We start from the raw sequence: 14,687 nt of genomic DNA, 5'->3' as shown, positions 1-14,687 counted from the left end.
ATGGATCGAATAGACCTTAAGCACATGAAATAATTTCAGTATTGGAAATTCTCGCGCTGATCGTCCGCTCGTCTCTCGCAGAATGCGGACGGAAGCTGGAGAAGGTCTATAAAGTCAACATAAATAAGGATTTGAGTTCCTTCTCCGCCGCTTGACGAGGCCATTACGAGCCCTCGCCTGCGCCGAAAACAGGTACTTGAATGGTATGCTTCATGCTTGAGCGGCGCCGTTGCAGTCGGCCTTGCGTCGCTCGGATCACAGAAGGGGGAATAACAAGATGATGGTTCCGAATTCCAAGACGTCCGCGACCCGCGCGCGGCGCAAGACGTTCGTACTGACGCTGCTGGGCGGCGCCTGTTTCGCCCAGTTGGCCATGGCCCAGGCCGCTCCGGCGCCCGAGCCCGACGCCGTCAATGAAGTGGTGGTCACGGCCTTCCGCAAGAGCCTGGCCACGGCCCTGGAGGCCAAGCGCAAGGACGTGCGGGTGTCGGACGGCATCTCGTCCGAGGACATCGGCAAGTTCCCGTCCGAGAACATCGCCGAGGCGATTCAACGTATCCCGGGCGTGCAGATTTCCAACATCAACGGTCGCGGTTCGACGATCAGCATTCGCGGCCTGGGCCCGCAGTACGCCCTGACCACCGTCAACGGCCAGGCGTTCAAGAGCTCGAACTTCACCGACGGCTTCCGCTATGACGTCATCCAGACCGAACTGGCCTCGGGCGTGCAGGTCTACAAATCGCCTTCGGCCGACATGGACGCCGGCGGCCTGGCCGGCACCGTCAACATCGACACGGTCCATCCGTTCGATGTGAAGGGTCGTCAGCTGATCTTCGCCGGCAAGGTCCAGAAGCAGGACCTGATCGGTGGCAACCCGACGGGCAAGTACGGCCTGACCTATGTCGACCACTTCTTCGACGGCAAGCTGGGCGTCTTCCTCGGCGGCGGCTATCAGGCGCTGAAGGACCGCGGCGACTATCTGTGGATGGATCGCTGGAACGTCGCCAACAACGTCTATACGCCGGGCCGCCTGCGCTATCGCCGCATTGACCGCGACACCGAGCGCAGCATGGTCAATGGCGCGATCCAGTTCAAGCCGACCGACGATCTGCAGATCGACGCGATCGCGACCTACGCCAAGGACAAGACGACCCAGGAACTGCACCAGCAGGTCTTCCTGTTCACTACGCCGTCGGCCTCCAATGTCGTGCCGATCACCGTGGCGAACGGCACCACCACCAAGGTCCAGGTCAACAATTTCCGGCTGGAGAACAATCACCAGCACGAGACCCGTCCTCAATCGACCGGCGCCTTCACCACCAATGTCCGCTATACGGGCCTGGAGAACTGGGAGTTCAAGGGTGTCGCGCACTATTCGCGCGGCCACGCGATCTTCAACGAAGAAGCCGCGATCCTCGGGATCAACATCCCCAGCGCCACGGTGGACATCAGCAACCCGAAGAACATCGTCTTCACGACGTCGACGCCGCTGACCGACGCCTCGCTTTACGCGCCGGCCACCCTGATCCGGAACACCTATCCGAACGGCGCCTATCGCACGATCGACTCGTTCGAGAACGCTGGCCAGTTCGACGCCAAGCGCTATCTGGACTGGGGCGTGCTGGAGTCGATCCAGGGCGGCGCGAAGCTGCGTCACGAAGTGCTCAAGCGCTACGTGGTGCGTCGTGACGGCCAGAACGCCATTCCGGCGTCCTACTCGCCGACCATGGCCGCCACGGGCATCAAGGTGACCAACTTCCTGGACGGCGACATGACCCTGCCGACCAGCTGGGTGTCGCCGAACCTGCAGGCCTATCGTGAGGCGCTCAAGGCTCAGGGCGTCTCGATCTACGAGGCGTTCGACCCGGCCGGCAGCTTCCGCGTCGAGCGGGATCTGACCTCGTTCTACGCGATGGCCAACCTGAAGGGCGAGGTTCTGTCCCTGCCGTTCCGCGGCAATATCGGCGTGCGCAGCGAAAGCACCGACCAGACCGTCAAGGGCTATATCGGCGGCGCCGCCAACCCGCTGAACACCGAGGTCAAGCTGGTGGCCGGCACGTACAACACCAAGAAGTCGTACGACAACATCCTGCCGTCGGCCAACCTCAGCCTGGATCTGACCGACAACCTGCTGCTGCGTTTCGCCGCCGCCAAGGTGCTGGTGCGTCCGATCATCGACTCCAATAACCAGCTGGCCACGACCGTGACCAGCACCACCGACACCACCGGACACAAGGTCAACACGATCTCGATCGGGCAGGGCGGTCTGGACCCGATGACGGCCAACCAGTTCGACGCGACGATCGAGTGGTACTACGGCAATGGTGACGGTCTGAGCGCCGGCTATTTCTCGAAGAAGGTCAAGAACGGGGTCTACACCTCGCTCATGTGCCCGACCTCGTACGAAGGCACGGCGCTGTCGAAGGACGCCAGCGGCGTCTGTCTGTCGGCGGCGGGTGACACCTATTCGATCACCCAGAGCTTCAACGACAGCCGCACGGTCGATATCCACGGTTACGAGCTGAACTGGCAACAGTCGCTCGACGCCTGGCTGCCGATCGAGGGCTTCGGCCTGATCGCCAACTACACCCACGTGAACCCGGCCAAGTCGACCACCGGCTTCCGCCTGGCCAACCTGTCGGAGCACACGGCGAACGGCACGGTCTACTGGGAAAACCAGACGTTCAGCGCCCGTCTGTCGGCCAACTACCGTAGCGCCTACGATCAGACCTCGGTGGAGAGCTTCTTCTCCGGGCCGCTGGGTCACACGGTGGCCGAACGCACCCAGCTGGACCTGAACCTCGGGTACAACTTCAACGAAAAGCTGAGCTTCGCCTTCGCGGCGATGAACATCAACAACGTCCAGGAAAAGGCCTATCTCGGCAACGCAAGCCGTTGGCAGATGAGCTCTTCCACGGGCCCCAGCTACTACCTCTCGTTCCTCTACAAGATGTAGCGCGTTCGGCGCGGCGCAATGTCCTCCCCTTGCCGCCGCGTCCATCACGGTCTCTCTGGCTTTGGTTCAGCCAGAGAGACCGCTTGTCCCTGGCGCCTGCCGCTTCACTCTCCGGGCGGCGGGCGTCCTTTTGATAGATTCTGATCGATGACCTCATCCCTGACCCGACGCGAGGCGTTCATCGCCGCGATCGCCGCCTCGGCCGCGCCCTCGGCCTTCGCCGCCGGCGCCAAGGACGGCGCGCGCGCGGCGCGATCCAGCCTGGAGCGCCTGTTCGGCGCACGGCTGGCCGGCGCCAGGCTGTCGCTCAAGCCGGGTGGCGCGGGGCCGTGGTTTGACGTCGAGAGCGTCGCCGGCAAGGTCTCGATCGCGGGCGACAGTCCGCTGGCCCTGGTGCGCGGCGCCTATGCCTATCTTCGCCAGACCGGCCTGGCCCATGTCAGCTGGGAGGGCGACCGGGTCGCCCAGGGCGGCGCCGCGCCGGCCTATTCCAGCGGCCGGGTCGAGAGCCCGTTCCGGCATCGCGCCTACATGAACACCTGCACCTACGGCTATACGACCCCCTGGTGGGGCTGGCCGCGCTGGAGCCGTGAAATCGACTGGATGGCGGCGCACGGCGTCGACATGCCGCTGGCCATGGAAGGTCAGGAATTTGTCTGGCGCGCCCTGTGGCGCGACCTGGGCCTGACCGAAGCCGAACTGTCCGACTACTTCTCGGGTCCCGCCTTCACGCCCTGGCAGCGCATGGGCAACATCGAAGGCTACCGGGCGCCTCTGCCCGCCAACTGGATCGACAGGAAGAAGGACCTGCAGGTCCGTATTCTTGAGCGCATGCGGTCGCTGGGCATGACCCCGATCCTGCCGGCCTTCGGCGGCTACGTGCCCAAGGCCTTCGCCCAGAAGCACCCCGAGGCCCGCATCTATCGGATGCGCGCGTGGGAAGGCTTCCACGAGACCTACTGGCTGGATCCGGCCGATCCGCTTTTCCCCCGCATCGCCGCGCGGTTCCTTGAGCTTTACACCCAGACCTACGGGGCGGGGCGCTACTACCTGGCCGACTCGTTCAACGAGATGCTGCCGCCGATCAACGCCGACGGCGCGGACGCCCGCGACGCGGCTTATGGCGATGGCACGGCCAACACTGCGGCGACGCGGACCGCGGTCGCGGTGGATCCCGACCTGAAGTCCCGTCGTCTGGCCGCCTACGGCAAGGCGATCTACGACTCGATCCGCCAGGCCCGGCCGGACGCGGTTTGGGTGATGCAGGGCTGGCTGTTTGGCGCGGACTCGCACTTCTGGGATCCGCCGGCCATCTCGGCCTATCTCAGCCAGGTTCCGGATGACCGGCTGATGATCCTGGACATCGGCAACGACCGCTATCCGAACGTCTGGCGCAACGCCAAGGCCTTTGGCGGCAAGCCTTGGATCTATGGCTACGTCCACAATTACGGCGGCAGCAATCCGGTCTACGGGGACCTGGACTATTATCGCCGCGACATGGCGGCGATCACGGCCAACCCCGAAAAGGGCCAGCTGGCGGGCTTTGGCATGTTCCCCGAAGGCCTGAACAACAACTCGATCGTGTATGAGGCCGCCTATGACCTGGCCTGGGGCGGCGGCGGCGACAGCACGGCCGCCTGGCTGTCCACTTATGCCCGTTCGCGCTACGGCCACACCACGCCGGCGCTGGACGAGGCCATGGGTCTGCTGGTCCAGAGCGCCTATTCGACCCGATACTGGTCGCCGCGCTGGTGGAAGAGCAAGGCCGGCGCCTACCTCTTCTTCAAGCGCCCGACGGCGTCGATCGGCGAGTTTCCGCCCCATCCGGGCGACCGGGCCAAGCTGGACGCCGCCGTGCGCGCCCTCGCGGCCCAGGCCGACCCGTTCGCCCGGCAACCCCTGTTCGTGATCGACCTGGTGGACGCCGCGCGGCACCTGGCCGGGCTCGAGATCGACGACCAGCTGCAGGCGGCGGTCGCCGCCTATCGCGCGGGCGATCTGGCGCGTGGCGATCTGGCGCGCGACCAGGTGCAGGCTTTGGCCCTGGCTGTCGATGGACTGCTGGGCGTCCAGCCCGAGACCCTGGCGACCTGGATCGACGACGCGCGCGCCTATGGCGATACGCCCGCCGACGCGGCCGCCTATGTCGCCAACGCCAAGGCCCAGGTCACCGTCTGGGGCGGCGAGGGCAACCTCAACGACTACGCCTCCAAGGCCTGGCAAGGGCTGGTTCGCGACTTCTATCTGCCGCGCTGGCTGCGGTTCCTCGCCGCGCTCCGTGCGGCTGGGACCGGCGCCTTCGACGAGGTGACCCACACCCGCGAGATGGTGGCGTGGGAGCGCGGCTGGGTCTCGGCTGAAACGGTCTATCGGCGCGATCGTCCGGTCGACCCGGTCACTGATGTGCGGGCCCTTGTCGCCCGGATGGATCAAGCTCGAGGAACCAGGGCATGACGAAACCCGGCGCGCGCTTCCTGTCCCTGGATGTCTTCCGGGGACTGACGGTCTGTCTGATGATCGTCGTCAACACGGCCGGTCCGGGCGCCAAGGCCTATACCCAGCTGGTCCACGCGCCGTGGTTCGGCTTCACGGCGGCCGACGTGGTGTTTCCGTCGTTTCTGTTCGCGGTCGGCTGCTCGATGGCCTTCGCCTTCTCGCGCCCCGTCCCGCTGGACGCCTTCCTGACCAAGGTGGTCAAGCGCGCGGCGCTGATCTTCCTGCTCGGCTTCCTGATGTACTGGTTCCCGTTTGTCCGGCAGGTCGACGGGTACTGGGGGCTGATCCCCTTCTCCGGGACGCGGGTCATGGGCGTGCTGCAGCGGATCGCGCTGTGCTACCTGCTGGCGGCCCTGGCCGTGCGATGGCTTTCGCCGCGCCTGCTGATCGGCCTGTCGGCCCTGCTGCTGCTGGGCTACTGGGCGATCCTGATGGCGCTGGGCGATCCGGCCGCCCCACTGTCGAAGCTGGGCAATGTGGGAACGCATCTGGACCTGCTGCTGATCGGCCGCGACCACCTCTACAAGAAGGACGGCGGCTTTGATCCCGAGGGGCTGCTGGGAACCCTGCCGGCCACGGTCAATGTGCTGGCCGGCTATCTGGCCGCCCGTCTGCTGCGGGAGACTCCCGAGGCGAGAAAGGCCTCGCTGCGCCTCGTGCTGATCGGCGCGGGCCTGGTTGTGGCGGCCCTGGCCTGGAGCCTGGGGTTCCCGATCGCCAAGAAGCTGTGGACCGGCAGCTTCGTCCTGCTGACGGTCGGCATCGACTTTCTGGCGCTGGCGATGCTGACCCTGATGCTCGAGGGCAAGTCGGGCAACGCGGGCGCCCGCTTCTTCGAGGTGTTCGGGCTCAATCCGCTGGTGATCTATCTGTTCTCGGAGCTGTTCGTCGTGGTCCTGGGCATGATCCAGGTCGCGCCGGGCGTGGGCTTCTATGAGTGGGTCGGCGTCCATGTCTTCCAGGCCGTCGCGCCCGGGGCGTTGGGGTCGCTGCTGTGCGCGGTCGCCTACATGCTGGTCTGCTGGCTGCTGGGCTACGTCATGTACCGGCGCGGCATTGTCGTGAAGCTGTAGGTCTCGCCGATGTCCCGCCTTTCCCGTGTTCTGGCCGCCGCCCTGGCGCTGGCGCTTTCGGCGCCGGCGGCCTCCAGCGCGGCCGACCGCCTGGAGAAGGTCGTCATCCTCAGCCGCCACGGCGTGCGCGCGGCGATGTCGACGCCCGAGCGTCTCGAGGAAGCCTCGGCCCGTCCCTGGCCGCGTTTCGAGGTCCCGGCGGGACACCTGACCGCGCGCGGCGCCCAGCTGGTCGAACAGATGGGCGGCTATTATCGCGCGCTGTACCTCGCCGAGGGGCTGCTCAAGCCCGGTGACTGCGGGCAGCTCTATGTCTGGGCCAATGTCACCCAGCGCACCATCGCCACCGGTGAGGCCTATGCCCGCGCCCTCGCGCCGGGATGCCCGGTCGTGGTCAACACGGTCGGCGAAGGGCGTGATGATCCCCTGTTCGAGCCGGTCAAGACCGGGGCCGCGAAGCTGGACCCGGCCCTGGCCCGCGCCGCCGTGGCCGGACGGGTCGGGGGCGACCTGGCCGCCTGGAGCGCCAGCCATCGCCAGGAGGTCGAGACCCTCGACGCGTTTCTGATGCAGTGCCCGAAAGGCCCCTGCGCGGCCTCGCCCGGCAAGCGCCGCGCCCTGGACGCGCGCCCCGGCTTCGCGGAGGGCGGCGAGATGGTCGAACTCGCGGGGCCCGAGGCCTTCGCCTCCGGGATCACCGAAAGCCTGCTGATGGCCTGGGCCGACGGACGCGACTTTGCGGGCCTGGGCTGGAAGGGCGTCGACGCGCAGGGGCTGACCCCGCTGTTCTTCCTGCACCAGGCCGAGTTCGATCTGCGCCTGCGCACGCCCTATGTGGCCAAGGTGCTGGCCGGCGGCCTGGCGCAACGCCTGCTCGCCACGCTGGAGGCCGGCGCCGGTCTGGTCGAGGGCGACGCCGCCGCCATGGGACCAGACGAGGCCAAGATCGTGCTGATCGCCGGTCACGACGGCACGGTGGCGGCCCTGGGCGGTCTGCTGCGCGCCGAGTGGAGCCTGCCGGGCTATCAACCCAACCAGATCCAGCCCGGCGGCGCGCTGGTGTTCGAACGCTGGCTCCGCGACGACGGCCAGCGTGTGATCCGCGTGCGCTACACGGGGCAGGGCCTGGAGCAGCTGCGCGCCGCGACGCCCCTGTCGCTTTCGGCGCCGCCCCTGTCGTCGCCGGTGTTCATTCCCGGCTGCGGCTCGGCGACGCCGGCCTTCGATTGCTCCGTGCGAGATCTTCGCGCCGTGCTGGACCGTAACCTGGCGGTGGGTCCCTGACCTTCCACCGGCCGCGCGAGCGGCGTGCATGAAAAGCCTCCGACCAGAGAGGCAGGGAGACGCGTGATGAGGAAGTTGCCTTCAAAGCCCTGGCTGCTGGGTGTGGCCTTGGCGCTGAGCGTGTGGCCGGCCTGCGCCCTGGCCGGCAAGGTCGCGCGGACGGATGCGCCACAGGCGATCTTCTCGGACGCCCCCGGCGACGGCTTCCTGCTGGTGGGGCCGGGCGTATCGACGACGATCGTCGTCGATGCGGCGGACGCCGCCGTGGTTCGTCACGCGGCCGACGATCTGGCGGCGGATATCAAGACGGTGACCGGCCAGTCGGTCGCGGTGGCCGGACAGGCGCCGGCGGGCGCGGCGATCCTGGTCGGCACGCTGGGCGAAAGCCCCCTGATCGACCGTCTGGTCGCGACCCGAAAGCTGGATGTCTCCCGCCTGAAAGGCGCCTGGGAGAGCTTCGTGATCACCACGGTCGACCGCCCGGCCCCGGGTGTCGACAAGGCCCTGGTGGTGATCGGCAGCGACCGTCGCGGCGCGGCCTTTGGCGTCTATGAGCTGGCGCAGGACATGGGCGTCTCGCCCTGGGCCTGGTGGGCCGATGTCACGCCGCGCCATCGCGATCGGCTGTTCGCGCGCGCCGGAGCGCATCGCTTCGGACCGCCGTCGGTGCGTTACCGGGGCGTCTTCGTCAATGACGAGGACTGGGGCCTTTATCCCTGGGCGGCCAAGACCTTTGATCCCGAACTCGGCGATATCGGGCCCAAGACCTACCGCCGCGTCTTCACCCTGCTGCTGCGCCTGAAGGCCAACACCCTGTGGCCGGCCATGCACCACACGACCGCGCCGTTCAACGCCGATCCGGCCAACGCCAGGCTGGCCGACGAATATGCGATCGTCATGGGCTCGTCCCACGCCGAAGCGATGCTGCGCAACAATGTCGGCGAGTGGAAGGACGCGCCGGAGAAGTTCAACTACGCCACCAATCCGGACGGCGTGAAGGCCTACTGGGAAGAGCGCGCCAAGGCCAATTCAGGCTATGAGAGCCTCTGGACGGTCGGCATGCGCGGCATCCACGACACCGGGATGGTCGGGCCAAAGACCGTGCAGGAAAAGGTCGCGCTGCTGGACAGGATCATCAGCGACCAGCGCGAGATCCTCAAGCGCGACGTCTCGCCGGACCTGATCCGGATCCCGCAGATCTTCGTGCCCTACAAGGAGGTGCTGGAGATCTATCGCGCGGGCGTCAAGGTTCCCGACGACGTCACGATCGTGTGGCCCGACGACAATTTTGGCTACATCCGCCAGTTCGCCAGCCTCGAGGAAGCGGCTCGCAAGGGCGGGGCGGGGGTCTATTACCACCTGTCCTATCTGGGCTATCCGCTGTCCTATCTGTGGCTGTCCACCACGCCGCCGGCCCTCGTCCAGGAAGAGATGATCCACGCCTGGGACAAGGGCGCGCGCAATGTCTGGATCGCCAATGTCGGCGACATCAAGCCGGCCGAGATCGGGACCAGCCACTTCCTCGAGATGGCCTGGGACATCGATCGCTGGCGCGGCCGCAGCCAGCGCCAGTTCCTGGAGGACTGGACCCGCCGCACCCTGGATCCGGCCCTGGCGAGCAAGACCGCCGACCTGCTCGACACCTATTACCGCCTCAACTTCGAGCGCCGGCCCGAGCATCTGGAATGGCAGCCCAAGGCCGAGAACCGTCACCTGAGCAGCTATACCCCCGCCGAGGTCAATGACCGCCTGCGCGCCTTCCGCCAGCTGGCAGCCGCCACCGAGGCGACGGGCCGGCAGGTCTCGCCCGCCCTGGCCGACGCCTGGTTCGAACTGGTCGAGTTCCCGATCCGGATCTCGGCGGCCGCCAACATGCGGTTCTTCGCCGCCGAGCGATACAACGAGCTGATCGACGGCGATCAGGCGATGGCGCGCTCGGCCGGCGGCGCGGCCGTCGAGGCCCAGGCGGAGATCACGGCCCTGACCGACCGGTTCAATAACCAGATCGCCGGCGGCAAGTGGCGCGGCCTGATGCCGGAGGAGCCGGCCGACAGCCAGTGGCGCATCTATCGCGCGCGTCCGATCCCGCTGCCGGGCGCGGCCCTGACGGCCGACCCCGCGACGTTCCTGGCGGTCGTCGACGGCGATCCTCCGGCGGACTCGCCCCTCGTCGAGGCCGAGGCGTTCACGGCCAATACCGGCTGGAGGCGGGTCGAGGGCGTGGGGCGCGGCCAGGGCGTGATGATCGCCGACGCGGCCGGGGCCTCGCTGAGCGTCCAGATCACGGCGCCGTCCGAAGGCCTTCGCGTGCAACTGGGCGTCCTGCCGATCTTCCCGGACGGCCAGGCCGAAGACATCGTGGTCGAGGTGAGTGTCGACGGAGGCCCTCTCGAGGCTGTCCGCTGGCCGCGCGCCGTGGGCTCGCCGGCCTGGGCCCAGGGCGTGCTCGACAACCAGCTGACGGCGACGGTCGGCCCCGAGCTCTCTCCGGGGCCTCACACCGTGCGTGTCGTCTCCCGCGCCCGCCGCGTGGCGCTGGATCGGCTCAGGCTGGTCAAGCCCGAGATCGTGGCGACCCACGAGAACCACTGAGCCGCCTCGGGTCGAGGGCTGCTAGCCGCCGAACGACCGCCCGCCGCCGAAGCCGCTGCGCGAGATCACCGCGCTGCGGCTCTGGACGCGGGTGGGGGCCTCGGCGCGCGAGGGCGCGTTGAAGCTCTCCGAACGCACCCGCGTGCGGCCGGTGACATAGTCGCGAGACAGGGGATAGCCGCCGCCGCCGTAATAGGTGCCGTCGCGGTCGCGATACATCGGGGCGCCGCGATAGCCGCCGCCCATGTTGTTCAACGCCTGGCCGATGATGAAGCCGGTCAGCAGGGGCGTGAAGAAGCTGCCGCCGTTCTGGCTGGAGCGCGGCACGCACTGGTCGACGCCATAGCGTTCCTCGCAGCTCTGCTGGTCGCTGAACTTGGGGGCGTTCTCGGCGCTGTCCTTCTGGGCCTGGGCCAGGGTGGTTTCGCACTGCTGGGCGGTGAAGTCGCCCGAGGCCTTGCATTCGTCCAGGCTGGCGAAGCTGCGGGCCTCGACGGCGCGGCCCGACTGCGCGGCCGGCGGATCGCCCCATTGGGTGACGGCCGGGCTGTTGTCGCAGGCGGTGATCGACACCGCCGCCCCGGCCATCAGGGTGGTCAGGGTCAGGCTGCGCGAGCGCTTCATTGCAGACCTGGCTTGGCGGGATTTGGCTTGATCGGTCATGGCGGGGCTCACGAGGTCATGCAGGCGGCGTTGATCAGGCCCACCGCCACCGAGATGCTGGCCAGATAGACGCCGGCCGCCAGTTCGCCGCGCTCGATGCGGGCCGAGATGTCCTTCATCACCGTCACCCGGATCAGGGTGAAGGCCGCCACCTGGATCACGCCGGCCAGGGCGGCCCAGGCGCAGAACTCGACCAGAGAGACGGTGTGGCTGAGCGCCGAGGCCAACGGCAGCACATAGCCGACCAGCGCCCCGCCCAGGGCCAGGGCGGCGGCGACATTGCCCTCGCGGATCAGCTTACCCTCGTTATACGGCGTCACCCACTGGTAGATGACCTTAAAGGCCACGGTGAACAGGCCTGCGGCGATGAAGGCCACCAGGAAGGCGAGGGCGCTGAAGGCGAACCCCTGAAGATCGAACATGGTCTGTCTCTTTCCGGTCAGGCTTTGAATTCGCCGGCTTCCAGCGGGATGCCGAGCATGATCTCGAACGAGACCTCTTTGTCTTCGCTCTCCTGCTCGATGGCGAGCAGCAATTCACGGCCCTCGTCCGGCAGGTCGCGGGCGAACAGCATGCAGGTCTGGAAGATGCGCCGGTCCGGGATTCCGTCCCGGTCGTCATGCAGGTCTTCCCAGAAGGTCACGGGGTCCTGGCTTTCGGCCTCGTCGCCGAACCACAGCCGCGCATAGTCCGCCAGGCCCTTGGCGGTGAAGGTGCGGGCCTTCAGCCTCGCGGCCCAGGCCTCGCGGTCGGCGCGACCGCCGGGATAGGCGCTGTCCCAGGGGATGAAGACCGTCACGTCGGTCAGGCGCTGGCCTTCGCGATCGTCGGAGACAGCCTGAAACATCACGTGGTCGTCGGTGTAGAAGCGATGGACGAAGCCGCCGTCCTTCAGGTCGACCAGGCCCTGGGCGGTGATCTCCAGCGTGTCGCGGTCCAGCGAGAATCGGGTGTCGCCGCCAAAGCGTCGCCAGGCCAGGGTGTCCAGCCAGACGGTCCGGCCCAGCGTGACGTTGCGGATGATGGGAAGGGCCGGCGCGGCGAGCGCGGCGTCCTTGCGTCCGAAAAGCTTGCTGAACATCAAAAGCGGACCCGGTGGCGACTGCGTCTATCTGTACGGCGCCCGCGGGCCGGACGACAGGGGCCGCGCCATTACGAACTTGTCATGGCGAACGGGCGGGCGAGGCTCTCGACGACTGGCGTTCGCCCTCCCATCTTGTATGAACGCCACTCCCCTCTCGAGGATCACGCCTTATGACGACCCCCGCCTGGACTGTTCGCTCGCTGCAGGCCGCCCTTTCCGACGGCCTCAGCGACGCCATGACGGCCCGCGTCGTCGAAGGCGCCGATCCCATCCTGCTGGTCACCATGCACGAGCACGGCGACCTGGAGATCTTCGTCAGCGTCAGCGACCAGCAGATCGCCGCCTCGGTCCTGCTGTGGCCGGTCGACGAGCAGGAGGATCGCCACGCCTTCAACGAGTTCCTGCTCAAGGCCCAGAAGCTGGTGCCGCTGTCGAACTTCGGCATCAGCAGCGTCGGCGACCGCGACTATTACGAACTGTTCGGCGAACTGGCGCCGTCCTCGTCGCTGGACGATATCTTGATCGAGCTGCGCGTGCTGGCCGAGAACGCCATCGAGGCCGCTTCCGACCTGCGCTCGTCCTTCACCCCCGCCTAATATCGTTCCCGGAGACCACTCGATGTCCATCTGGCGCAAGCTGTTCACCCTGGGCCGCGCGGGCGCGCATGAAGCCTCGGCCGCCGTCGTCGACGCCAACGCCATCCGGATCCTGGACCAGGAAATCCGCGACGCCGACACCGCCCAGGGCAAGGCCCGCGACGACATGGCCACCCTGGTGGCCCGTCGCCGCATCCTGGAAAAGGAAGTGTCCAGCTTCCGCGAACAGGTGACCAAGTACGAAGGCTCGGCCCGCGCCGCCGTCGGCAAGGGCGACATGGACCTGGCCCGCCAGGTGGCCCAGCGCATCGCCGACCTCGAGCAGGACATCGCCCTGAAGGAGCCCCAGATCGAGGGCATGCGCGCCGCCGAGGACCAACTGCACCAGGCCATCAGCGCCACCGACCGCCGCATCGAGACCCTGCGTCGCGAGGTCGAGGTCGTGAAGGTCAACGAGTCCGTCCAGAAGGCCCAGGCCTCGGTCGCGGCGCGCGGCGCGGGCGCCGGCTCCTCGCTGGGTTCGGCCGCCGACAGCCTGGCCCGGATCAAGGAAAAGCAAGCCATTCGCGGCGAGCGCATCAAGGCCGCCGGCGAACTGGAAGACCGCCGCACCGGCGCCGATCTCGACGAAAAGCTGCGTCTGGCCGGCATCGGACCGGGCCAGTCCTCGGCCGACGACATCCTGGCGCGCCTGTCCGCCCCGCCCGCCGCGCCGCTGCAGATCGAGCAGAAATCGGCCGATCCCAAAGCCAGCGACGCCTAGCCCGCGTGCGCCGACTTGACCTGACGCCGCGCGCTGACTGGCAGGCGAAAGCCGACGCTGTCGGCTTCGTCTACCATCACACCGATGGCCAGCCCTATTGGGACGAGTCGGCGGTCTACGCCTTCACCCTGGCCCAGATCGAAGACGATCTGGAGCCGGCGGCGGCCGACCTGCACGAGCTTTGCCTGGACCTCGTCGACGAGGCGGTGCGCAGCGAGGCCCTGATGACGCGGCTGGCGATCCCGGCCGAGCACCAGGACTTCGTCGCCGCCTCATGGCGGGCCAAGGAACCGTCGCTGTATGGCCGTTTCGACTTCGGCTATGACGGCGCCGCCAAGCCCAAGCTCTACGAATACAACGCCGACACCCCGACCAGTGTCTTCGAGGCCGCCACCTTCCAGTGGCTATGGCTGGAGGAGCTGCTGGCCTCGGGCGCGCTTCCGGCCGGGACCGACCAGTTCAACAGCCTGTTCGAGGCCCTGCGCGACCGGTTCAAGACCCTGTTTCCGACCGGCGGCTTCGTGCATTTCGCCAGCGACGCCCAGGCCGTCGAGGATCGCCAGACGGTGCGGTTCTTCGAGGATCTGGCGCTGCAGGCGGGGCTGGATCCCAAGTTCGTTGCGATCGATGACATCGGGGTCAATGCCGAAGGCCAGTTCGTCGACAAGGACAATCTGCTGCTGCAGGCCGCCTTCAAGCTCTATCCGTGGGAATTCATGCTGCGCGAGCCCTATGCCGCGCACCTGAAGACGGCGGCCGTGCGCTGGATGGAGCCCGCCTGGAAGAGCATCCTGTCCAACAAGGGCATTCTGCCCCTGTTGTGGGAGCGCCATCCCGGCCATCCCAATCTGCTCGAGGCCTATTTCGAGGACGATCCCCGCGCATCGGCCCTAGGTCCGCGCCATGTGCGCAAGCCGCTGTTCTCGCGCGAAGGGGCCAATGTCGAGGTCATCGGCGGCGACGAACCGGTGCTGGACCAGGGCTATGGCCAGGAAGGCGCGATCCTCCAGGCCTATTACCCGCCCGCCGATTTCGGCGGCCGGCGGCCGGTGATCGGGGCCTGGATCGTCGGGGCCGAGCCGGCCGGCATCGGCGTGCGCGAAGACGACAGCGTGGTCACCAAGAACCTCGCCCGGTTCGTGCCGCACATCATCGAAGCCGGCGGCTGACGCTCGCCCCC

General features: G+C 67.5%; 10 protein-coding genes and 1 pseudogene. 8 read left to right on the top strand and 3 right to left on the bottom strand.

Annotated elements, in window-relative coordinates; genetic code table 11:
• Window positions 1–177 precede the first annotated feature (177 nt).
• The 5 genes and pseudogenes from ACQY9P_RS03525 to ACQY9P_RS03505 all read left to right on the top strand — a co-directional run bounded on the left by ACQY9P_RS03525 (window position 178) and on the right by ACQY9P_RS03505 (window position 10,401).
• A pseudogene (locus tag ACQY9P_RS03525) lies at window positions 178–2,956 on the top strand (TonB-dependent receptor).
• Between the two features lie 147 nt (window positions 2,957–3,103).
• The gene (locus ACQY9P_RS03520) at window positions 3,104–5,410 is read left to right on the top strand and encodes an alpha-N-acetylglucosaminidase (protein ID WP_421736642.1); all 2,307 of its coding nucleotides are present in this window, start codon (window positions 3,104–3,106) and stop codon (window positions 5,408–5,410) included.
• Window positions 5,407–6,525, top strand: coding sequence for an acyltransferase family protein (locus tag ACQY9P_RS03515; protein ID WP_421736643.1), 1,119 nt, complete (start codon window positions 5,407–5,409; stop codon window positions 6,523–6,525). Before ACQY9P_RS03520 ends, ACQY9P_RS03515 begins: the two co-directional genes overlap by 4 nt.
• A gap of 9 nt (window positions 6,526–6,534) precedes the next feature.
• Complete coding sequence (locus ACQY9P_RS03510; RefSeq protein WP_421736644.1) at window positions 6,535–7,809, top strand: histidine-type phosphatase; 1,275 nt, start codon at window positions 6,535–6,537, stop codon at window positions 7,807–7,809.
• A gap of 66 nt (window positions 7,810–7,875) precedes the next feature.
• Window positions 7,876–10,401: a glycosyl hydrolase 115 family protein gene (locus tag ACQY9P_RS03505; RefSeq protein WP_421736645.1), complete on the top strand. Its 2,526-nt coding sequence runs from the start codon at window positions 7,876–7,878 to the stop codon at window positions 10,399–10,401.
• 21 nt (window positions 10,402–10,422) lie between these two features.
• Here ACQY9P_RS03505 and ACQY9P_RS03500 read toward each other — a convergent pair whose 3' ends face one another.
• The 3 genes from ACQY9P_RS03500 to ACQY9P_RS03490 are packed head-to-tail and all read right to left on the bottom strand — an operon-like array spanning window position 10,423 to window position 12,145.
• Entirely contained in the window at window positions 10,423–11,025 is a 603-nt protein-coding gene (locus tag ACQY9P_RS03500) for a DUF1190 domain-containing protein (RefSeq protein ID WP_428151139.1), read from the bottom strand.
• A gap of 47 nt (window positions 11,026–11,072) precedes the next feature.
• Window positions 11,073–11,486, bottom strand: coding sequence for a DUF350 domain-containing protein (locus ACQY9P_RS03495; protein WP_421736647.1), 414 nt, complete (start codon window positions 11,484–11,486; stop codon window positions 11,073–11,075).
• A 17-nt stretch (window positions 11,487–11,503) separates the two neighbouring features.
• A complete protein-coding gene (locus ACQY9P_RS03490; RefSeq protein WP_421736648.1) occupies window positions 11,504–12,145 on the bottom strand; it encodes a DUF2491 family protein in 642 nt (213 codons plus the stop codon).
• Window positions 12,146–12,318: 173 nt separating this feature from the next.
• Between ACQY9P_RS03490 and ACQY9P_RS03485 the strand changes: the two genes are divergently transcribed.
• Genes ACQY9P_RS03485 through ACQY9P_RS03475 form a run of 3 tightly spaced genes read left to right on the top strand, consistent with a single transcriptional unit; the run spans window position 12,319 to window position 14,676 of the window.
• Window positions 12,319–12,744, top strand: a complete 426-nt coding sequence (locus ACQY9P_RS03485; protein WP_421736649.1) for a YjfI family protein — start codon at window positions 12,319–12,321, stop codon at window positions 12,742–12,744.
• Between the two features lie 22 nt (window positions 12,745–12,766).
• Complete coding sequence (locus ACQY9P_RS03480) at window positions 12,767–13,507, top strand: PspA/IM30 family protein (RefSeq protein WP_421736650.1); 741 nt, start codon at window positions 12,767–12,769, stop codon at window positions 13,505–13,507.
• A 5-nt stretch (window positions 13,508–13,512) separates the two neighbouring features.
• The gene (locus ACQY9P_RS03475) at window positions 13,513–14,676 is read left to right on the top strand and encodes a glutathionylspermidine synthase family protein (RefSeq protein WP_421736651.1); all 1,164 of its coding nucleotides are present in this window, start codon (window positions 13,513–13,515) and stop codon (window positions 14,674–14,676) included.
• Window positions 14,677–14,687: the final 11 nt, after the last annotated feature.

It is taken from the genome of Caulobacter sp. (assembly GCF_965279145.1).
In the GTDB taxonomy this organism is placed as follows: Bacteria; Pseudomonadota; Alphaproteobacteria; order Caulobacterales; family Caulobacteraceae; genus Caulobacter.
This window is presented reverse-complemented; position numbering and strand designations above follow the sequence as displayed.